Annotated in this window: 18 protein-coding genes; 9 read left to right on the forward strand and 9 right to left on the reverse strand. The window is 62.0% G+C overall.

All coding sequences use genetic code 11. The annotated features are described in order from the left end of the window. Positions 1–30: 30 nt before the first annotated feature. Positions 31–417 (reverse strand): DUF4440 domain-containing protein, encoded by a 387-nt coding sequence (locus tag CV_RS03285; RefSeq protein ID WP_011134230.1) that lies wholly within the window; start codon positions 415–417, stop codon positions 31–33. Positions 418–547: 130 nt separating this feature from the next. Between CV_RS03285 and CV_RS03290 the strand changes: the two genes are divergently transcribed. Together CV_RS03290 and glmS are read left to right on the forward strand one after the other, a co-directional pair. After that, positions 548–1,342 carry a DeoR/GlpR family DNA-binding transcription regulator gene (locus CV_RS03290; RefSeq protein WP_043595389.1) on the forward strand — a complete coding sequence of 265 codons (795 nt, stop codon included), beginning with the start codon at positions 548–550 and terminating at the stop codon, positions 1,340–1,342. After that, positions 1,342–3,171: a glutamine--fructose-6-phosphate transaminase (isomerizing) gene (gene glmS, locus CV_RS03295; RefSeq protein ID WP_011134232.1), complete on the forward strand. Its 1,830-nt coding sequence runs from the start codon at positions 1,342–1,344 to the stop codon at positions 3,169–3,171. Before CV_RS03290 ends, glmS begins: the two co-directional genes overlap by 1 nt. A gap of 520 nt (positions 3,172–3,691) precedes the next feature. Here the strand turns inward: glmS and CV_RS03300 are convergent. Continuing rightward, entirely contained in the window at positions 3,692–4,579 is an 888-nt protein-coding gene (locus CV_RS03300; RefSeq protein WP_011134234.1) for a helix-turn-helix transcriptional regulator, read from the reverse strand. Positions 4,580–4,797: 218 nt separating this feature from the next. After that, positions 4,798–5,085, reverse strand: a complete 288-nt coding sequence (locus CV_RS03305; protein ID WP_043595391.1) for a putative quinol monooxygenase — start codon at positions 5,083–5,085, stop codon at positions 4,798–4,800. A 1,165-nt stretch (positions 5,086–6,250) separates the two neighbouring features. Between CV_RS03305 and CV_RS03310 the strand changes: the two genes are divergently transcribed. The 5 genes from CV_RS03310 (at position 6,251) to CV_RS03330 (ending at position 9,647) form a co-directional block, all read left to right on the forward strand. After that, positions 6,251–6,688, forward strand: a complete 438-nt coding sequence (locus CV_RS03310) for a hypothetical protein (RefSeq protein WP_043595394.1) — start codon at positions 6,251–6,253, stop codon at positions 6,686–6,688. A gap of 10 nt (positions 6,689–6,698) precedes the next feature. Beyond that, the gene (locus CV_RS03315) at positions 6,699–7,283 is read left to right on the forward strand and encodes a hypothetical protein (protein ID WP_011134239.1); all 585 of its coding nucleotides are present in this window, start codon (positions 6,699–6,701) and stop codon (positions 7,281–7,283) included. Positions 7,284–7,347: 64 nt separating this feature from the next. After that, on the forward strand, positions 7,348–8,166 hold the full coding sequence (locus CV_RS03320) for a hypothetical protein (protein ID WP_011134240.1): 819 nt from the start codon (positions 7,348–7,350) through the stop codon (positions 8,164–8,166). A 52-nt stretch (positions 8,167–8,218) separates the two neighbouring features. Next, on the forward strand, positions 8,219–8,923 hold the full coding sequence (locus CV_RS03325; RefSeq protein ID WP_011134241.1) for a C39 family peptidase: 705 nt from the start codon (positions 8,219–8,221) through the stop codon (positions 8,921–8,923). Between the two features lie 52 nt (positions 8,924–8,975). Beyond that, complete coding sequence (locus tag CV_RS03330) at positions 8,976–9,647, forward strand: hypothetical protein (RefSeq protein ID WP_011134242.1); 672 nt, start codon at positions 8,976–8,978, stop codon at positions 9,645–9,647. A gap of 70 nt (positions 9,648–9,717) precedes the next feature. On the opposite strand, the gene CV_RS03335 is transcribed toward CV_RS03330, so the two are convergent. The 3 genes from CV_RS03335 to CV_RS03345 all read right to left on the reverse strand — a co-directional run bounded on the left by CV_RS03335 (position 9,718) and on the right by CV_RS03345 (position 14,000). After that, positions 9,718–11,052 (reverse strand): sigma-54 dependent transcriptional regulator, encoded by a 1,335-nt coding sequence (locus CV_RS03335; protein ID WP_011134243.1) that lies wholly within the window; start codon positions 11,050–11,052, stop codon positions 9,718–9,720. An 11-nt stretch (positions 11,053–11,063) separates the two neighbouring features. Next, positions 11,064–12,347, reverse strand: coding sequence for a transporter (locus CV_RS03340; protein ID WP_011134244.1), 1,284 nt, complete (start codon positions 12,345–12,347; stop codon positions 11,064–11,066). Positions 12,348–12,917: 570 nt separating this feature from the next. After that, positions 12,918–14,000, reverse strand: coding sequence for an SDR family oxidoreductase (locus CV_RS03345; protein WP_011134245.1), 1,083 nt, complete (start codon positions 13,998–14,000; stop codon positions 12,918–12,920). Positions 14,001–14,126: 126 nt separating this feature from the next. On the opposite strand from CV_RS03345, the gene CV_RS03350 reads away from it, so the two are divergent. Then, a complete protein-coding gene (locus tag CV_RS03350; protein WP_043597261.1) occupies positions 14,127–14,486 on the forward strand; it encodes a MerR family transcriptional regulator in 360 nt (119 codons plus the stop codon). A 257-nt stretch (positions 14,487–14,743) separates the two neighbouring features. Here CV_RS03350 and CV_RS03355 read toward each other — a convergent pair whose 3' ends face one another. Further along, the gene (locus CV_RS03355) at positions 14,744–16,138 is read right to left on the reverse strand and encodes an MFS transporter (RefSeq protein WP_011134247.1); all 1,395 of its coding nucleotides are present in this window, start codon (positions 16,136–16,138) and stop codon (positions 14,744–14,746) included. A gap of 186 nt (positions 16,139–16,324) precedes the next feature. Between CV_RS03355 and CV_RS03360 the strand changes: the two genes are divergently transcribed. Further along, a complete protein-coding gene (locus CV_RS03360) occupies positions 16,325–17,272 on the forward strand; it encodes a LysR family transcriptional regulator (protein WP_011134248.1) in 948 nt (315 codons plus the stop codon). Positions 17,273–17,314: 42 nt separating this feature from the next. Here the strand turns inward: CV_RS03360 and CV_RS03365 are convergent, their stop codons facing one another. Together CV_RS03365 and CV_RS03370 are read right to left on the reverse strand one after the other, a co-directional pair. Beyond that, complete coding sequence (locus CV_RS03365; protein WP_011134249.1) at positions 17,315–18,514, reverse strand: patatin-like phospholipase family protein; 1,200 nt, start codon at positions 18,512–18,514, stop codon at positions 17,315–17,317. 9 nt (positions 18,515–18,523) lie between these two features. Continuing rightward, positions 18,524–19,306, reverse strand: coding sequence for a 3-hydroxybutyrate dehydrogenase (locus CV_RS03370; RefSeq protein ID WP_011134250.1), 783 nt, complete (start codon positions 19,304–19,306; stop codon positions 18,524–18,526). Positions 19,307–19,318 lie beyond the last annotated feature (12 nt).

A 19,318-nucleotide genomic window follows, 5' to 3' on the forward strand; every position in this document is an offset into this window, starting at 1 on the left:
GCTGGGCATGGCCCAAGCCGCACTACCGCTTCACACCACCGCAAATGGCTCGGTGACGGTGCCTTGGTGAAACACCATTTGCCATGCGTTGTCGCGCCGGCGCCAGATAGAGCTGCGCAGGGTATAACGCGGCGCGCTGGAAGCGGGGGCGCGGACGGATTTGAAGGTGATCTGCACCACGTCTTCTCCCAGCCGCCGCGCCTGAAAATCCTGGGCATGAATGGCCGGGCCATCTTCCGCCGCCGGAAGTTGTTGCAGAACCTCGCGTTTCCCAAATGCGGTGCCAGAGGCCCCAAATTCCAAGAAATCGTCCGCGATCATGCGATCCAGCATGGCAACATCACGGCGTATGGCTTTCGTTAGCAGCGCCGCTTCCTTGTCAATCAAGTGCCGGTAAAGGCGATCCGTATCTTCCATTCCGTCTTTCCCATGCGATGAGGTGGCTGACAGGCCACGCTAGCGCAATGACATGGCATTGCCAAGCTTCTGTGTTGCTTGACGGATTGCGCGCTGCTATCATTACGAAACTTTCGAAACGAAACTTGTGATGACAAAACGTAACACACAACAGCGACGGCATGCGATTGCCGCGCTGGTGCAGGAAAGAGGCGAAGTCAGCGTGGAAGAGCTGACCCAGCGTTTCGCCACATCGGAAGTCACCATCCGCAAGGACCTGGCCCTGCTGGAGACTGGCGGCTTGTTGCTGCGCCGCTACGGCGGCGCGGTGTCGCTGCCCAGCGAAATGGTAGCCGAGCCGGATGCCGGACAGGTTTCGAAGCGAAAGTTATCGATCGCGCGCGCGGCGGCGGACCGAATCCGCGACCACAACCGCGTGATCATAGACAGCGGCACCACTACCAGCGCGATGATCCCCTTGCTCGGCAACAAGCGCGGGCTGGTGGTGATGACCAACTCGCTGAACGTGGCCGGCCAGCTGCGGGAGCTGGAGAACGAACCCATCCTGCTGATGACCGGCGGCACCTGGGACCCGCATTCGGAGTCGTTCCAGGGGCAGGTGGCCGAGCAGGTGCTGCGCTCCTACGATTTCGACCAGCTCTTCATCGGCGCCGACGGCATAGACCTGGAACGCGGCACCACCACCTTCAACGAGCTGGTGGGCCTGTCCCGCGTGATGGCGGAAGTGGCGCGCGAGGTGATCGTGATGGTGGAGTCGGAAAAGATCGGCCGCCGCATTCCCAATCTGGAATTGCCGTGGGACAAGATCCACACCCTGGTCACCGACGACGCGCTGGGCCAGGAAGCCAGAGACAAGATTCAAGCGAAGGGCGTGACGCTGATTTGCGCGCCCGCAGTTCAAGACAGCAATGCAAGGAGAAAATAATGTGCGGCATCGTTGGCGCCATCGCCAAGCGTAATATCGTTCCCATCCTGGTGGATGGCCTGAAGCGTCTGGAATACCGCGGTTATGATTCCGCCGGCGTGGCCGTGCTGGCCGGCGACGAAATCCGCCGCGTGCGCCGCGTCGGCCGCGTGGCCGAGATGGAAGGCGCCGCCGCCGAGGAAGGCCTGCAAGGCGAACTCGGCATCGGCCATACCCGCTGGGCCACCCACGGCGGCGTGACCGAGTACAACGCCCACCCGCACATTTCCTTCGGCAAGATCGCCGTGGTGCACAACGGCATCATCGAAAACCACGAACAGCAGCGCCAGCGCCTGAAGGGCCTGGGCTACCCCTTCGAGTCGCAAACCGACACCGAGGTGATCGCCCACCTGGTGCACCACTACTACCAGGCCGGCGACAGCCTGTTCGACGCCGTGAAGAAGGCCACCCGCGAACTGACAGGCGCCTACGCCATCGGCGTCATCGCGCTGGACCGTCCGGACGAACTGGTGTGCGCCCGCATGGGCTGCCCGCTGCTGGTGGGCCTGGGCGACGGCGAAAACTTCATCGCGTCCGACGTCTCCGCCATCTTGTCCGCCACCCGCCGCGTGATCTTCCTGGAAGAGGGCGACATCGGCCACCTGAGCCGCGACGGCGTCAAGCTGATCGACAAGCACGACCAGGCTGTCGAGCGCCCGGTGCATCTGTCCGACGTGTCGTTGGCCTCGCTGGAATTGGGTCCGTACAGCCACTTCATGCAGAAGGAAATCCACGAGCAGCCGAAGGCGCTGGCCGACACCATCGAGGCGGTGCAGGACTGCGGCTTCAACCCCGAGCTGTTCGGCGAGTCCGCCGCCGCCATCCTGCCGCAGCTGGAAGGCGTGAAAATCCTGGCCTGCGGCACCAGCTACTACGCCGGCATGACCGCCAAGTACTGGATCGAAAGCATCGCCGGCCTGCCGTGCGACGTGGAAATCGCCAGCGAATACCGCTACCGCGACGCCTTCGCCAATCCCAAGCACCTGATCGTCACCATCTCCCAATCCGGCGAAACACTGGACACCATGGAGGCGCTGAAGTACGCCAAGGAGCTGGGCCACCAGTACGCGCTGTCCATCTGCAATGTGCGCGAATCCGCCATCCCGCGCGCCAGCGACCTGGTGTTCTACACCCGCGCCGGCGCCGAAATCGGCGTGGCCTCCACCAAGGCCTTCACCACCCAGCTGGTGGGCCTGTTCGCGCTGGCGGTGACGCTGGGCAAGACCCGCGGCCGCGTGTCGGCCGAGGCGGAGGCGCAATACCTGGACGAACTGCGCCACCTGCCGGGCAGCGTGCAGCACGCGCTGAACCTGGAGCCGCAGATCAAGGCCTGGTCCGAGCGCTTCGCCGCCAAGGACGACGCGCTGTTCCTCGGCCGCGGCCTGCATTACCCGATCGCGCTGGAAGGCGCGCTGAAGCTGAAGGAAATCTCCTACATCCACGCCGAGGCCTATCCGGCGGGCGAACTCAAGCACGGCCCGCTGGCGCTGGTGGACGAGAATATGCCGGTGGTGGTGATCGCCCCCAACGACGCGCTGCTGGAAAAGGTGAAGTCGAACATGCAGGAAGTGAGCGCCCGCGGCGGCGAGCTGTTCGTGTTCGCCGACGCCGACAGCCACTTCAGCGAATCCGATGGCGTGCACGTGATCCGCACGCCGCGCCATGTCGGCATCCTCAGCCCCATCGTCCACACCATCCCGGTGCAGATGCTGGCCTACCACGTGGCGCTGTCGCGCGGCACCGACGTCGACAAGCCGCGGAACCTGGCCAAGAGCGTCACTGTGGAGTGATGGACGCCAACTGGTTTGACTAGTGATCGGAAAGAATAAAGTCTGTCACGAGGTAATGAAGTCTGTAATGACAATGACATTATTGGCTTGTTGCCAGTAGTACTCAGCAAAGAGGCCCAGAAGGGCCTCTTTTCGTTGATCGGAAAGAATAAAGTCTGTAACGAGGCAATAAAGTCTGTCATGGCGATGACATGACCAGTTTGTTGCTAGTAGCGCTAAACAAAGAGGCCCGGAAGGGTCTCTTTTCGTTTGAGATTGTTGGGTTTGGGGATGCGAAAGGAAAGGATGGAAGTGGCTGTTCGTCGGCCTTGGCTCGAGGGCTATTCGTGGCGTCGCAAGATCGGGAATTCCCCGTTCTATTGCTGAAACAGCCAAAATATTAAGACTGAAATCTTTTTCTGGGCTTGGGTTCCGTCTGGGCCAGCTAGAATCATCCATTCGGGTCAAAATTTAGTCGGCACCTACAATCACGCCCCACAATGCCGCTGTCGCGGCAGCGGGGAGCTTGGGCCTTGTCGCGCTACAGTTCTGCTGCGAAGGCCTTGGCTTTCTTCGGCGTGACGCCGTAGCGTTGCTTGTAGACCTTGATGAAGTGGGAGGTATTTTCATATCCCACCTCCGCTGCCGCGTCGGTGACGGAATAATTTTTAGCTGTCAACAGTTGATGCGCGATGTCGACTTTTTTCTCGATGATCCAGCGGTTCGGGGTGGTGTTGTAGCTGCGCCTGAAGTCGCGGATAAAGGTCGACACGCTGCGTCCCGTCAGCAGGGCGTAATCTTCAATCTTCAGCTTATGAGAATAGTACTGCTCCATGAAGTTGGTGATGGGGCGGCGTTTGCGGCTGCCGCCGCTGGACAGCTCGCGCAGGAAACGGAAGGACTTGTCCTGGATGGCGATCAGGTGCAGTAGTTCGAGCAGTTTCAATTCCAGCAGCGCGTCGGAGCCCTCCGCGTCCTTGTAGACATAATTCAGCGAATCGATATAGCGCTGAATCTGTTGATTGGCATGCAGGATATAAGTGCCGTGCGCGTTGTTCTGCAGGCCATCCGTATGCGAATGGCCTGTGCCGGCCGCGCGCGACAGGTATTTGGCGATCAGCTTGTCGTCGCAAAACAGCAGCACCGCCTCGAAGATATCGCTGCCAGTGACGTAGTCCGATACCGTGTAAACGCCTTTGGAGAGGAAAATCAAATGATTTTCCTCGACGACATGGGCCATGGCGTCATGGTCGCGAATAATCTGCTTGCCTTGCTTGATGTAGACGATCAACGGCGTGGCGATATAGATCGCCTTGTTTTCCAGGTTTGTTTCAAGCGTTTTATGGAGGATGGACGAGCTGCCGTCAGCGAGGATAGGCTTTACATTGCGCATCGAATAAAGCGCCGCCGGTACTACTTCGAGTGTCATTGCTATGGCTTCTCAACAAATTGGCCGCCCCATTTGGACAGGACGGTATCCAGCAGCGCGACATGCTGCTGCCCAAGCGTGCGGCACGTTTGGGACGGAAGAGGATATCCGGGAAGATAGCAGAAAATACATAATAGCCAATAGCGCGTGTATGCCAGAGATGGCGCCGGAGGCGCGGCCGGACTCGCCGCACGCGCCCTGCCGCTGATGTTACGGCATCAAACTTCGCTGAAGTAGCCGCTGACCGGCGCGCTGCTCAGATGCTCGGCGATGATGCTCCACTGACCGCTCGAGATCATCTGGTCGACGTGGGCGCCGTGCATTTCACGCGAATCCCAGGCTTCCACGAGCGTGAATGCGAGTGGATCCTCCAAGTGGTTGAGAATCTTGACCGTTTGGCAACCGTCCACCTTCGGCAGATTGATCTTCACGTCGTTCATGATGTCCTTGAACGATTGCAGCTTTTCTTCTTTTACATTAAAGCTGATGACGAGATTGACGGACATATTAGTTCTCCAGTTGAATTAGACTACAAAAACATCGTCGATTGCAGGAGCCGTAGATTGCCGAGGCGGCGCAAGCAAAATGCGAAAGGCATGTTCAGGCTTTCATTTTTTGTCCCGTTCCCGTATCTGACATGGTCAAGACGACCAATGAAACCACCAAGTTCTTGAGCCATGGTTTGACCTGAGCTGCATCGGTAAAATCTTTTCCTTTCACATGACGCGTAGTGCTAGCCCAAAGTCCTCTTATGGTTGGGAGGATTATGTAAATTCCTTTTGGGTGTGAATCCGATATGGCGCAAAGAATTCGCGCTGCGAGCCACTACTATATCGATGGGTAGAAGATGAAAATGATTAAAAATGACTAAAAATGGACGATTCCAGTCACTCTTGCGTTTTTCTTGTTCGACGGCCGACGGCATGCGCTGCTTGGGCGAATGGAGAGTCAGGCGGTGTTCAAAAATGACCTATCTTGGGTAAGCGCCTGAAGTTTTGCTTGGGGCATCTCCCATTCGTAAATATGTCTTTGGGATTGGCCGTGGAACAGTACGGGCATGTCTGAAATTCTGTGTAAACCACCCATCCCATCGCATCGTCGACCGCGGGCTTTGGCCGACCGGTCTCTGCGCTCGCTGTCCTGAAATCCTTGCGATTGCTGGCTGTGACAGACCATGACCGAAGGGCTGCTCGCCGGCCTTGTCGGCCACTGGGATGCACCATGCGCAATGTCGGCAATCCGTCAGCGAGCGGCCTGCGGCGATGATTCCAGTCTGAACGAATGCGTTTCTCGGTGGCTTTGGCCGCTCTCGCTTTGTAAGTAGCCATTGCAGTGCCTGGCAGACCAGAAGCGCACAGCTATTCCACCGGGAAATCGGGTCAGGGGAAGCGGCCACACCGCCCACAAAGCTTCGCAGTGTTGAAACAACAAGTTGGTGCGGGATCTGTGCTCTTGGCTAGCAAATATCGGCCGGATCACTGCGTCATGATCAGATTCGGGTGGTCGTGCACGCTGTGCAGGGGCATGTCCGCCGATTTCTGTTTCAGTTCTGACACAAGTTAGACAGAACATCTGCATGAAAAAATCAAATTCCCTTATGCCATGGGGGCTTGGCAAGGTTGGCACGCTTTATGCGCTAGGTTAGGTGATTGCGCAAGCTAACTGGAGCCAATGATGAAAGCGCAAAACCATCGCCTGGTCCTGTTTTTTCTGGCAGGCCTGGGCCTGCAGGCGGCAGTCCATGCCGCAGATGATGGCGACATCATCATCGGCAGGGAGGTGCCGAGCCGGAGTGCCATTCGCCATGGCGAGCCCAGTCCCGATGTCAGCGCGGTGAATGCCTCGCAGTCTGATGTGATCGTTGGCGCCACCCAGCAAGTCGTCAGCATCAGCGGCCAGGCCGGCGAAATGGTGTTGGGCGCGGTGCGCGGCAGCGTGACCGATCAGACCAGACTGCTGCAGGGGCTGCCTGTCACGGTGATGACGGCAACGCCCGTTGCCGGTTTGGGCATATCAGGGGCGGCGGGCAGCAGGGAAGGACTGGCTGGAGCGGGTATCAGCCAGCCGCTGCAATCCGGCCTGCAACCCTTGAGCGGCCTGGCTCATTAGGACAGACGCCATGCGCATCATGCAATTGTTGTGGCTCAGCAGTTGCCTTGGCCATGCGGCGGCGCATGCCGAACAGGCCGTGATCGACAACAGCGGGCAGTCAGTACACGGGATAGTGGCATTGAATCAGGCTGCGGGTAGCGCCAATCAACAAGGCAATCTGCAAGCCTTGGCGGTGTCGGCCACGGCGAGCCATGCCAATGTGTTTCTGTTCCGGCAGCAGTCGGCCACTAGCACGGCCGGAACGGCCGATGCCCATGCCAGCATTGCCGGGGCGGCCTTCTCCGGCAGCCAGGGCCTGATGGCCATCAACCAGACGGCAGGCCATGCCAATCATTCCTTGAATGCTTTCACGCTGGCGGCGTCGCCACAGCCTCAGGCGACAACGCTGCCATCCTCCGCCGCGGACAGCCTGTTAGCCGGCACCGCAGGCAGCAATCCGGCCATGGCTGCAGGTAGCAGCGGCCGCCATGACCAGACTGATATTTCCGCAGCCGCTTTCCTGGGAAGCCGGGGGCTGGTGCAACTCAACCAGATTGCTGGCAGCCACAACCAGGCTGTCAATGTAGTGGCCGTGCAATGGGCCAAGCCGTGAGCAGTACTGGTCGCCACCTGGAGGGTGATGACCGGCATTCAAGCAAACCGCCTGGAGAATGATCATGACCGCAATGCTGCAGAAAAAAGTGCTTTTCCTCGCTCTTGTTGGTGCGTGTGGCCTAGCCCATGCCGCAGGAGCGGACACTTCCAACGACCCGTCGTCTTCCACGAGGAGCGAGATCAGCAACAATCTATCCAACACTTATGGCAATACCAATGTCAACCAGACGGGTACGGCGTATCTGGAAGGCATCTCCGTATACGAAGTATTTGATCCCAAAGCGGATGCCATGGCCACGGCGCGGGTGGATGATGTACAGAAAAATCTGGGCAACAAGCTCAATGTAACGGATCCAGCCAATGCCGCGATGAGCGGCAGCGTGACCGGCATCCAGGGCAATGCCGGCGTGAACAATGCTTCCGGCTTCTTCAATCAGCAGGCCAATAATGTTGCCATTACTTCGGCGTCCGGCAAGAAGAGCGGCGCCGCGGCTGCCGTTTCCTTCGAGCAGTTGAATGATGGCAACACTTACACCTTTGCCCAGCCGCTGTACGGCACCTCCAACAAAATGGATGCCACCATGAGTAATTCGGTGAGCAACATTCAGGGCAATGCCGGGATCAACAATGCGGCGGGTGCCGGCAACCAGCAAAAGAACGATGTGGCGCTGTCGTCAGCCAGTTCCGCAGTGCTGGCGACGGCTTCGGCTGGCGGCACCCAGGTCAATCACGGTATTGCTGTGACGACCTTCCTGCCGATCAATGGCACCGCGAGCATCACCGGTTCCGTGAACAACGTCACTGGCAATGTCGGACTGAACAATGCAGCCGGCTTGTCCAACCAGCAGGTTAACAGCCTGTCGGTTGCCGCAACCCACTAAGCCAGGGAGGGGCCGGCGGCGCAGCTTGGTCTGTCGCTGCCGGTTTGTGACCATGAAACTTCCCATCCGCCCGCTGTTATCGATCCTGCTATGCCTGTTCTGCTCCGGTGGCCAGGGGGGCGCTCAAGCGGCTGACATGATGCTGCCCGCTTACACCGGTGAGGGCAATGTTTACAAGCAGGTGCACAGCTTGCGTGAATTACGCTTCCGTTATGTGGTGGAACAAAAGACGGATTTCAGCTGCGGCGCCGCCGCCTTGACCACATTGCTGCGCTATGGCTTTGGGCTTGATGTCAATGAGCAGCAAGTCATTGCCGGGATGCTGGCTCGGGCCAATCCCGATGTGGTGCGGCAACAAGGGTTTTCCATGCTGGACATGAAACGCTTCGTTAATGTTTTGGGCTTGCGTGCCAGTGGTTTCGTCAGTGGCGCCGAACGTTTGCCCGCGCTGCGCATTCCTGCGCTGATCATGCTCGACATCAATGGCTACAAGCACTTTGTCGTTTTGAAGATGGCTACCCGCGACACAGTCTATGTTGCGGATCCGGCGCTGGGCAACCGCGCCATTCCCATGCCAGAGTTCACCCGGCAGTGGAATGGCGTGTTGCTGGCGGTGGCCGGGCCGGGCTACCGGCCGCAGGGGCCTTTGCGCCAGTTTCCCAGCCCGTTGTCCGCGCGGCAGTTGATGGTGAACATGCAGCCGGCGTCGCCGGCTGAGCTGGTTGAATACGGCTTTCTTTACAGTGATTTCTTATAGTCTCCGCTGCCGGCCAGCGCATGGCGGGAACGGAGAGGGCAGGGAGCAGAGCATGCGTACGTTGATTAAGGTACTGGCGGCAATGCTGGTGCTTGGCTTCAGCTTGCCGGCAAAATCCATGCTGGCCTATGTTGACGACAGCGTACTGGACAGCATGCGCGGGCGATATGTGGATGCCGGGCAGATTGTGCGCTTCGGCGTGCAGATGCTGAGCACCTGGCAGAACGCCGACGGCGTGGTGCAGGGGGCCGGTGTCCAGCTCAGTGCCCAGGCCGGTGCCGTGCCGGTCATCCATCGCTATACGCTCAACAGTACCAGCGCGACAAGTCATGCCGTCGGCAGCATGCCGACGGGACTGGCTTCGGTGCAGGGGACGGTTCAGATCAATCAGCAAGCTGGCAACGGCAATATTTCCCGCAACATCACCCGTGTCGACATCGATGATGGCGCGGCCCCGGTCAGCATGCCGGCTGGATGGCAGGCCAGCGCGCAGGGTAGCGCGGTCACCAATGGACAGCTGGGAGTCAGCATCAATATGGGCAGTGCCGGACAGATGGGTCAATACCTGGGGCAAGGACAGTTGATGCAATTCTCCCGGATCACCGGTAACGGCATCATCACCAACAATAGCCTCCATATCCAGCTGGCAGTGCAGTCTCAGGTAGGGTTGATCCGTTTCACCATGCCAAGCCGAGCCATGATGGCCGGCATCGGGCTGCGCTGAACATCGCCCGCCATGTCGTTTCTTGCCGACGCCGTGCGCCGTGGCCCGGTGGTCACCTGTTGTGCTGTCGCTAGTTGATGATTTGCATCGAATATTTCTTCAACAGCCGGTACAGCGTGGCGCGCGAGATGCACAGCATGCGCGCCGCCTTGCTGCTGTTATGGCCATGCAGCTCCAGCGCCATCTCCACCGCCTCGCGCTCGGCCTTTTCCCGGACGGCTTCCAGGCCATCATGCAGCGGGATGGCCATATTGCCGCCCAGCCCCATGTCCTGCGGCCGGATGACCCGCCCGCCGGCCATGGCCAAGCCCTGGCTGATGCGGTTGGACATCTCCCGGATATTACCGGGCCAGTCATGTTGCAACATGATGGCCATTGCCTCGTACGACAGCCGTTTGTGCGGCAAACCCAGCCTCTGGGCATTCTGGAATAGCAGGTGCTTGGCCAGCAGGGGAATATCGGAACGCCGCTCGCGCAAGGGCGGCAGGTGCAGCTGGCAGACGCACAGGCGGTAATACAAGTCCTGACGGAAACGACCGTTGCTGATGGCGGCGGGCAGGTCGACGTGGGTTGCCGACAAGACACGGGTGTCGATGCTGCGGCTGCGATGGTCGCCCAGCCGGTCTATGGTGCCTTCCTGCAGGAAGCGCAGCAGGCTCACCTGCGCTTCAATGGCCATGTCTCCGATTTCATCCAGAAACAGGGTGCCATTGTGGGCAGCCTCGATGCGGCCGATACGACCGGATGAAGCGCCGGTAAAGGCGCCTCGCTCGTGGCCGAATAATTCCGACTGCACCAGGCTGACCGGCAGCGCGCCGCAGTTGACTGTCTGGAAAGGGCCATCGGCCCGGTCGGAGTACTGATGCAACAGCTGAGCCACCAGCTCCTTGCCGCAACCGGACTCCCCGGTGATGACGACGGTGACATTCACGCGCGCCAGACGGCGGATTTCCTGACGCAAACGCCGCATGCAGTCATGCTCGCCAACCAGTTTTTTTTGCTCCTCCGGGATCTCCTCCTGCTGCAGATGCCTCCGCAGCATGGTCTTGCCATGCAGCCGCCCCAGCGTGACCGCCAGCCTGGCGCTCTCGACCGGCAAACAATGGTAGTCATAGCAGCCGTCATTGATGAAGCTACGCACGGCTGCGTGCTCCAGTTGTTGGCGTTCGGTTAGCAACACCCACTCCAGGTCAAGCTGGCCGCCAAGCTGCTGCAGCGCCTCCGCCTTGCGCAGCAGCTTGTTGTCCAGCAAGAGCAGGCCCGCGCTGAATGGCCCAGCCTGCCGGAGTTTGGGCTGCTGCACATCGTGGATGTGAATGATCTTCCAGTGCTGCTGATGCAAATCGTGCAGCACGGGAAGCAATGCATCCGACCCTAGCGCCAGCAGCGTTTTGCTCGCTTGCATTGCCGACTCCGTTAGAATCGATAAGGGAACTTCACCGAAAATGCATAGTTCGGGCTGTCCGGCGTCATGCCCAGCGACAGGCTGGGAATGATAGAGAGCCGCTTGCTGTACGCATATGTCAGGCCCAGGTTCAGGTTGGCGGCATTGGCGCTGCTCCCCACCACATCGGTCCAACTGCTGCCCTGCTGGCGTACCCGTGCCTGACCCACCATCTGCTGTGAATAGGACAGACCCAGGCTGAGCTTGTCGTTAAGCGCAAAGGCGATACCGGCACCCCAGCTCCAACTGTTTCCCAGGCGCACATCGCCCGGCTGGGCCACGCCGACCGTGGGGCTGATGTCGCGGAAATGGCCATCCAGATAATGGGTGTAGCTGAGGCTGGCGAACAGGACGGCCGGATCCGCCGTCTTGACGAAGGACAGGCCGGTGGTGATGCCCCAAACGCCATTGCCGGTAGGCAGGCGGTCCGGCGTGGAGAGATTGTTGTTGCCAGCAGACTGAACCAGCTTGATGCCATAAGGGTTGCGCCCGGTTGGTGCCTTGACGCGCAAACTCCACACCATGTCCGGCCAGTCGGCGTCCTCCTCCTTCAGCTTGTAACCCAGGCCAAGACTGATATCGCCCAGTGCCGGCCCCTGTTGTACCGACCCCTGCGAAACGCTGTTGGCGCCGCCGCCCGCGCCGCCGGAGAAATAAGTTGCGTCCCGCGCCACGAAAGGAAGGTCAATATCCAGCTGCCAACGCGGGCTGGGCGAGTACCGCGTGGCCAGGTCCAGCGTCAGACTGTCGCTGACCACCTTATCCAGGTTGATATTGCCAAGGAAAATGGAGTCCAGCGCCAGAAAGCCATTGAGCACGAGTTCGCGCGTATCGTAATGGGTGTAGGTGAGGCTGGGCTCGATGGAGAACTTGCCCGCGGCAAAACCGCTGGCTTCCTGATAGATGTCTTCCATGCTCTTGGGAACTTCGCTCACCACCGGCAGGGCCGGGCCATTGCCGCCGGCCATGGCTCCGTGATTGGCCGCCGTGTCAGCGCCAACGCTCTTGCTGCTGATGTCGGTACGACTGCCAATGGCGGCTGCCGCGCTCTGGCCGTCATGGCGGGTCAGCCCGGCCAATTGCTGCTCCAATTGGCGTATGCGCTGTTCCTGTTGCCGGTTGGTCTGCGCCAGATCACTGATCTGCTGTTGCAGGCTTTCGAGGCTGATATCGGCCCAGGCCTGTAAAGGAAAAGACAAGGATAGCGCAGCCAGCAACAGGCTGCTGCAAGTGGAGCGCAAGGTGGTCGGCGGCATGATCGTTTCCTTCGCGTGCAGGTGCGGCTGGCCCGCCTGCATCCTCGGCGCATGCTGAGCGCCGAGTGCTGCAAGAAGATTTCCCCGCTACCTCATCGATAGCGTCATGATGCCCCGGTTTGGTTATTTAATATTACTTGAAACAGAATTATTGATTTGTTATTTATCTTAGTCGATATCAAAGACAAAACAAGCCCTGCGAAATTGTCATTGGCTGGTTTTTTTGATGATATAAGCCCGTGAAATTGCTACTGCGCGAAGGGCTAAAATTTTAAATGGATCGCAGTTTTAAGATGAAAAAAGCATGCATTTGCGATTTGTTGTCATGATTTTATTTATCTTGCCCGGCGAAGGGCGCATAAGGTTCGTAGGGGTCTGAGGGAGGCAAAGGAGCCCGCGGCCCTTTTGTTTTTGCTCATTAGCTAAGGGGTTGGACTTTCAAAGTCGTTTGCTGAGAGGCAGTGGCGGCCTCTGACTTTGTCCTTTCATTTGGCTGCGCAGAGGTCTATGGAGAGCGTCGTCGGCAGCCGGCAAGCATTCGGGCATCGCGGCCGCCCATTCCGTCGGAGATTATCGCCTGCCCCCATTGGCGAACCCGATGTTTTCTTTGCCGGATTGGCGCATCCCCGCTCGCGCCATTCGCTGCCGGATCCACGCGACTTCCTCCGCCAGCGTTTCTTCCATGGGCCTGAAGCCCAGGCCAAAGCGGGTCCGGATTTTTTCCGACGAGAATTTTCTTCCGTAGTCGTTAGCCATGTTTTTTACCGTGGCCAAGCTGAGCAATACCGGCTTGCCGGTCAGTCGAGCATAGATCTCCTGCAGAGAAGCGATGGCATACAATAGTGCGCGAGGCAGTCCGCGGCGCGGGGCGGGCACACCGCTTACGGCTTCCATCGCCTGTAAAAGCCCGGCCATGCTGACGGGGTGGCCTGCGGCCAAATAGCGTTCGCCTCGTTCCCCCGTTTGGCTGGATGCCAAAGCGACTTGGGCCACATCCCGGGCATCCACCACAGAAAAAGCGGCATCGATCACGCCTGGAATTTTTTGTTGCAAGTAGTCCTCTACGAACTGCCCGGCCGAAGTCGGCCCAAGATCGCCTGGGCCATGCATCCAGCCGGGCAAGACCAGGGAAATGTGCATGTCCGGGTGGTTGTCGAGGAAAGCGAATATCACCGCGTCGGTTTCAATCTTGCTGCGGTAATAGTCATCCGGTGCCTCCTCTATTGCCAGCACCATGCTTTCGTCGGTCAATCCAGAGTCATTGCGGCCCAAAACCGCGATGGAGCTGATGTGGACCATGCGCCGAATGCCGGCCGTGTACGCCTCGCGCAGCAGATTTTGCGTGCCTTCGACATTCGTCTTGCGCAGGGCGTCCAGATGGCGGCCGCCTTTGTAGCTTTCGCGGAAGTAGGCCGCGGCATGGAAAATAACTTGGCAGCCCCGCAATGCTGGAGCAAAGCCTTTTACATCCGTGAGATCGCCCAGAACCACTTCTAGACGGCTGCCTGTCAACTCCCCGAACTGCTCCATGGCTTTCCGTTCCGACCTGGCTAAAGCCCTGACCCGATAACCTTCGGCGAGCAGCAAACGAACGAGATTATTGCCCAGCAATCCGGTAGCGCCAGTGACAAATGCGATTTTTTCTTGCGTCATGTTTTTCCCTGATCGTCAGCTCATTAAGAGGGCGTCGTGAAAGTCAGCCGAGGCTGTGCGAGAGGGCACTGTAAACATTGGTGTATAGTCCAAGGTCAAGCCAAAATGCATCGGGGACGTTTGATCATGCGGATCGGAGAGTTGGCAGCACAGACCGGGATGACGCGTGACGCTATCCGTTTTTACGAGCGGATCGGCCTTATCACGCCGGAACGCGGTCAAGAGGGCCGCCACGGCTACCGCCGCTACAATGCGTCGGCGGTGCGACGCCTGGGGCTGATCAAGCAGGCCAAGACTTTGGGGTTTTCACTTGGCGAAATCCAGGCGCTGCTGGATGCATGGGCCAATCACCGTTTCAGTCCGGCGCAGAAGCGCGCAGTGATTGCCGACAAGATCAGGGTAATCGATCGCAAGATCTTGGAGCTGCAGGCGCTTGCAAGCGAGCTCAAATTGACGCTGGCCGGCATCCGCGACGCGTGCCAATAGACATGGCGGCAACCGCCGGCGGCTCGTGGCTGATCGGCCTGTCTCTCTATCTTTGGCTATTGCTTTTCTGATCATGAAGTGTCGCCAGTCAGACTGGCGACTGGCTTGCTTTGTGATGCCAAGCGGATATTTCGAACTGTCGGCGCGCGGCATCTGCTGCGCGATCAAGCGGGCCGGAGCCTTTTCCAGACAGGGCTGTCCGGTATGGTGGCACTGTCGGCCAGGTTGGCGTCCCGCGCGTCGCGGACGGGGTATCGCTAGCTGGCGTTTTGCCTGACGAGCGCGTTCATCCGGCCGCGCCGCAACGCGGCGATGGCCGCCGCCGTGATCAGCGCGGCTGCGGCGAAGGCGGCGCGGGTGGCCCAGGCGACGGCCTCCGGCCGGGTATCGACGATGGAACCGCCCGCCGCGGCGGCGAAGACGGCGCCCAGCGCCGAGGCGCCGGTGACCAGGCCGAGATTGCGCGCCAGGTTGAGCAGGCCGGACACCAGGCCGCGCCGGTCGGCGGGCAGGCCGGCCATGACCAGGGTGTTGTTGGATGCCTGGAACAGCGCGTAGCCGGCGGTGAGGACGACAAGCGGCGCCAGGTAGCCTGCCAGGCCCAGCGCGGCCGGCGAGGCGGCGATGAGGGCGGCGCCCGCCAGCATCGCAACCAGGCCCGCCAGGCAGATCCGTTCCGCGCCGAAGCGGTCGGTCAGGCGGCCGGCCGGCACGCCGGCCAGCGCGGAGATCGCGGGACCGACGGACATGGCCAGGCCCGTAGCCACCACATCCAGTCCCAGCGCGCGGGACAAGTGAAAGGGGCCGATCACCAGGGTGCCCATCATCACCGCCGCCACCAGCGCGCCGGCGATCAGGCTGCCCGCCAGCGCCGGGTCGCGCAGCAAGCCTATCCTCACCAGCGGCGCTTCGACGCGCATTTCCACCCGAACGAAGGCGGCGACGCCTGCCGCCGCGGCCAGCAGCAGCGCCAGGTTCATCGGGCCGAAGCGGCCGCGACCCGATGTCATCGCCAGCGCGTAGGCGGTCAGCGCCAGCGCCAGCAGCAGGGCGCCAGCGAGATCGAAACGGATCCTGCCGGCCGGCGGCGCATCGGCCGGCAGGCTGCGCAGCGCGAGCAGGAAGACGGCCGCGCCGGCAGGCGCGAGCGCGAGGAACACGGCCGGCCAGCCCCAGGCGGAGAGCAGCGCCCCGCCCAGCGAGGGGCCGAGCGCGGTGCCGGCGGCCGACATGCTGCCCAGCCAGCCCATCGCGCGGCCGGTCCGCTCTTTGGGCGCGACGTCGGCGACGAAGGCCAGCGCCAACGCCAGCATCGCCGCCGCGCCCAGGCCCTGGAGCGCGCGGGCGGCCAGCAGCCAGCGGAAGGAGGCCAGCCCGGCCGCCAGCGAGGCGAGGCTGAACAGCAGGATGCCGGCCAGCAGCAGCCGGCGCTTGCCGGCCAGATCGCCCAGCCGGCCGACGCCGACGATCAGCGCGGTGACGGCGAGCAGGTAGGCGAGCACCACCCATTGCGCTTGCTGGAAGGAGGCGCCAAAGGCGCGGGCCAGTTCGGGCAGCGCGACATTGGCGATGCTGGTGCCCAGCGAGGACAGCAGCACGCATAGCGACAGGCAGGCCAGCGCGCCGCGTCGGTGAGAAGGCAAAGTGTTCAAGCGGATGCTCCCTATGATGTGCGATAGCGCGTCGGGCGCGGGCCTTCAGCCGGTTTCGCCGGCCATTCCCAGGCCGCGCCGCGTTCATTTCCGTAGCCTAGGCGGGTCCATGGCATGGCGGAAGACGCACGATATGCACTCGATAAGTGCATGTGGCGCCATGCCAGGCCGTGCTATGGTGGACGGATGAGCACACCCGATCTGAACCTGCTGGTCACTCTCAACGCGCTGTTGGCCGAGGGCAGCGTGGCCGGCGCCGCGCGCCGGCTGGGGCTGAGCCCGTCGGCGATGAGCCGCGCGCTGGCCAGGTTGCGCGCGACGATGAATGATCCCCTGCTGGTCCGCGCAGGCAGGGGACTGGTGCCCACGCCGCGGGCGCTGGCGCTGCGCGAGCGCATCGGCCCGCTGCTGCGCGAGGCGGAGGCGGCGCTGAAGCCGGCGCGGCAGCTGGACCTGGCGACGCTGGCGCGCACGTTCACGCTGAGGACCAGCGACGGCTTTGTCGAGAACTTCGGCCCCAGGCTGATCGCGCGCGCGGCGCGGGAGGCGCCCGGCGCGCGCTTCCGCTTCGCGCTGAAGGCCGACAAGGACAGCGCGCCGCTGCGCGACGGCAGCGTGGACCTGGATACCGGCGTGGTCGGCGCGGCAGCCGGGCCGGAGCTGCGGGTGAGGATGCTGTTCCGCGACCGCTTCGTCGGCGTGGCGCGCGCCGGCCATCCCTTGCTGGACGGCGAGATCAGCGCCGAGCGCTACGCCGCGGCCCGCCACGTCTGCATGTCGCGCAGCGGCCAGGATCGGGGGCCGATAGACGCGGCGCTGAAGGCGCTGGGTTTGACGCGCAACGTTTCCACCCTGGTCGGCGGCTTCACCGCCGCCCTGGCGCTGGCCCGCGCCACCGACCTGATCGCCTCGGTGCCGGAGCGCCACACCGGCTTCCTGCGCGACGGCATGCAGAGCTTCCCTTTGCCGGTGGAGGTGCCCGGCATCGTCATCTCCATGATCTGGCATCCGCGGCATGACGCCGATCCCGCCCACCAATGGCTGCGCGGCTGCGTGAAGGCGGTGTGCGATGAGCAACTGGACGCGCACGGCTGCTCCGGCCGGTCGGGCCTGGACCCGTCAACGCTGGTGTAGCGTGGACGGGACCTGGCCGAGCGCCAAGGTGAAAATCCCGCCTCAGCGCGGAGCGCGGCTGTGCACGTCGTGGGTGACGAAGGGGCGGTCAGGCGTCGGCATGGCCAGCCATTCTGGATGGGCGAGAGTGGCGCGGATGTCGGCCAGGCCGCTTGCCCAGTGCTCGCGCATGGTACGGGCGCCGAACTGGTAGTCCTTGTAGTGGCCTTCGCAGGGCTTGTCCTGGTAGATCAGGTGGACCACGTTGAACAGGCGGTCGCAGGCCTGGACGGCGGCGCGTCGATAGGCCGGGCTGTCGCGCGCGGCTTCCGGCACCAGCTCCATCACCTCGCGCAGCAACTGGCGGAATTGCTGGCTTTCGCGCATGTAGTCGGTGATCATCCGCGTGCGGCTGGAGTACTGGATGTCCTTCTGCCTGAGCGCGACGCGCGACAGGTCGGACGGCAGCTCGCCGCGCGCGCTCCACAGGTCCACCTGGAACACCAGCGAGTGCTGGCGCGGCCGCTCGCTCAGCACCGTCTGCAGCGGCGTATTGGACACCATGCCGCCGTCCCAGTAGTGCTCGCCGTCAATCTCCACCGCCGGAAAGCCGGGCGGAAGCGCCCCGGACGCCATGAAGTGCTCGGCGCGCAGCCGCTGCCGGGTGTTGTCGAAATAGCGGAAGTTGCCGCTTTCCACGCCCACCGCGCCCACCGAGACCCGCATCTCGCCGCTGTCGTTGATGCGGTCGAAGTCGGCCAGCCGCTCCAGCGTGTCCTTCAGCGGCGAGGTGTCGTAGAAGCTGGCGGTGCCGCCGCCATGCGGCGGCAGCGGCGGGCGCGGCAGGAAAAAGCCGTTCTGGCCCTCGGTCAGCGCGCGCCAGGCTTCCAGGCCGTTCAGCCAGCCTTGCAGCGGCGGCGGCAGCGCCTGGGCGTCGTCCAGCAGATTGTGCAGGGTCGGCGGCAGCAGCGGCTGGCGGCTGATGGTGTGCCAGAACTGCTCCAGCCGCTCGGCGCGCTTGTCCGGCGGATTGCCGGCGATGATGGCGGCGTTCAGCGCGCCGATGGAAATGCCCGCCACCCAGTTGGGATGCAGCTTGGCTTCCGCCAGGCCCTGGTAGACGCCGGCCTGGTAGGCGCCGAGCGCGCCGCCGCCCTGCAGCACCAGCGCCACCACCTGGTAGCGGTGCCCTTTCGGCAGCGCCGGGCTGCCGTGGAGGCCGGCGTCGGCATGACAGGCCGGATCGAGCTTGTCCTGCGCCATGGACGCTCCTTATTGCATGAACCAGCCGTGGCTGACGACGAAGGATTGGCCGGTGAGGGCCGCGCTGGGGAAGGCGGCCAGGAACAGCGCGGTCTGGGCGACGTCGTCCACGGTGGTGAACACGCCGTCCACGGTGTTGCCCAGCATCACGCGCTTGACCACTTCCTCCTCGCTGATGCCCAGCTCCTTCGCCTGTTCCGGAATCTGCTTGTCCACCAGCGGCGTGCGCACGAAGCCGGGGCAGATCACGTGCGAGCGCACATTGTAGGGCGCGCCTTCCTTGGCCAGCACCCGGGCCAGGCCCAAGAGCGCGTGCTTGGCGGCGACGTAGGCCGATTTCAGAGCTGAGGCCTCGTGCGAGTGCACCGAGCCCATGTAGATCACCACGCCGCCGCGCTTGTCCTGGTACATGTGCCGCAGCGCGGCCTTGGTGGTGAGGAATGCGCCGTCCACGTGGATGGCCTGCATCTTCTTCCAGTCGGCGAAGCTGTAGTTGACGATGGGATTGACGATCTGGATGCCGGCGTTGGACACCAGGATGTCCAGCTGGCCGAAGGCGTCCACCACTTGCTGGGTGCCCTGGTTGACCGCGTCCTCGCTGGTGACGTCCATCGCCACGCCTATCGCCTTGCCGCCGGCGGAGACGATTTCGTCGGCTGTTTTGCGCGCGGCGTCGAGATTGATGTCGGCGATGGCCACCGCCGCGCCGGCGCGGGCGTAGACCAGCGCGATTTCCTTGCCGATGCCGCTGGCGGCGCCGGTGATCAGGGCGACTTTTCCGTTCAATTGCATGGCGCTTCTCCT

This window comes from Chromobacterium violaceum ATCC 12472 (genome assembly GCF_000007705.1).
Lineage (GTDB): Bacteria > Pseudomonadota > Gammaproteobacteria > Burkholderiales > Chromobacteriaceae > Chromobacterium > Chromobacterium violaceum.

Bases quoted from the DNA above. Each gene is read 5' to 3' on its own strand.
- CV_RS03340 (WP_011134244.1), bottom strand. From the start codon at position 12,347: ATGCCGCCGACCACCTTGCGCTCCACTTGCAGCAGCCTGTTGCTGGCT.
- CV_RS03290 (WP_043595389.1), top strand. From the start codon at position 548: ATGACAAAACGTAACACACAACAGCGACGGCATGCGATTGCCGCGCTG.
- CV_RS03325 (WP_011134241.1), top strand. From the start codon at position 8,219: ATGAAACTTCCCATCCGCCCGCTGTTATCGATCCTGCTATGCCTGTTC.
- CV_RS03345 (WP_011134245.1), bottom strand. From the start codon at position 14,000: ATGACGCAAGAAAAAATCGCATTTGTCACTGGCGCTACCGGATTGCTG.
- CV_RS03335 (WP_011134243.1), bottom strand. From the start codon at position 11,052: ATGCAAGCGAGCAAAACGCTGCTGGCGCTAGGGTCGGATGCATTGCTT.
- CV_RS03310 (WP_043595394.1), top strand. From the start codon at position 6,251: ATGATGAAAGCGCAAAACCATCGCCTGGTCCTGTTTTTTCTGGCAGGC.
- CV_RS03370 (WP_011134250.1), bottom strand. From the start codon at position 19,306: ATGCAATTGAACGGAAAAGTCGCCCTGATCACCGGCGCCGCCAGCGGC.
- CV_RS03305 (WP_043595391.1), bottom strand. From the start codon at position 5,085: ATGTCCGTCAATCTCGTCATCAGCTTTAATGTAAAAGAAGAAAAGCTG.
- CV_RS03365 (WP_011134249.1), bottom strand. From the start codon at position 18,514: ATGGCGCAGGACAAGCTCGATCCGGCCTGTCATGCCGACGCCGGCCTC.
- CV_RS03285 (WP_011134230.1), bottom strand. From the start codon at position 417: ATGGAAGATACGGATCGCCTTTACCGGCACTTGATTGACAAGGAAGCG.
- CV_RS03315 (WP_011134239.1), top strand. From the start codon at position 6,699: ATGCGCATCATGCAATTGTTGTGGCTCAGCAGTTGCCTTGGCCATGCG.
- CV_RS03320 (WP_011134240.1), top strand. From the start codon at position 7,348: ATGACCGCAATGCTGCAGAAAAAAGTGCTTTTCCTCGCTCTTGTTGGT.
- CV_RS03300 (WP_011134234.1), bottom strand. From the start codon at position 4,579: ATGACACTCGAAGTAGTACCGGCGGCGCTTTATTCGATGCGCAATGTA.
- CV_RS03360 (WP_011134248.1), top strand. From the start codon at position 16,325: ATGAGCACACCCGATCTGAACCTGCTGGTCACTCTCAACGCGCTGTTG.
- CV_RS03330 (WP_011134242.1), top strand. From the start codon at position 8,976: ATGCGTACGTTGATTAAGGTACTGGCGGCAATGCTGGTGCTTGGCTTC.
- CV_RS03350 (WP_043597261.1), top strand. From the start codon at position 14,127: ATGCGGATCGGAGAGTTGGCAGCACAGACCGGGATGACGCGTGACGCT.
- glmS (WP_011134232.1), top strand. From the start codon at position 1,342: ATGTGCGGCATCGTTGGCGCCATCGCCAAGCGTAATATCGTTCCCATC.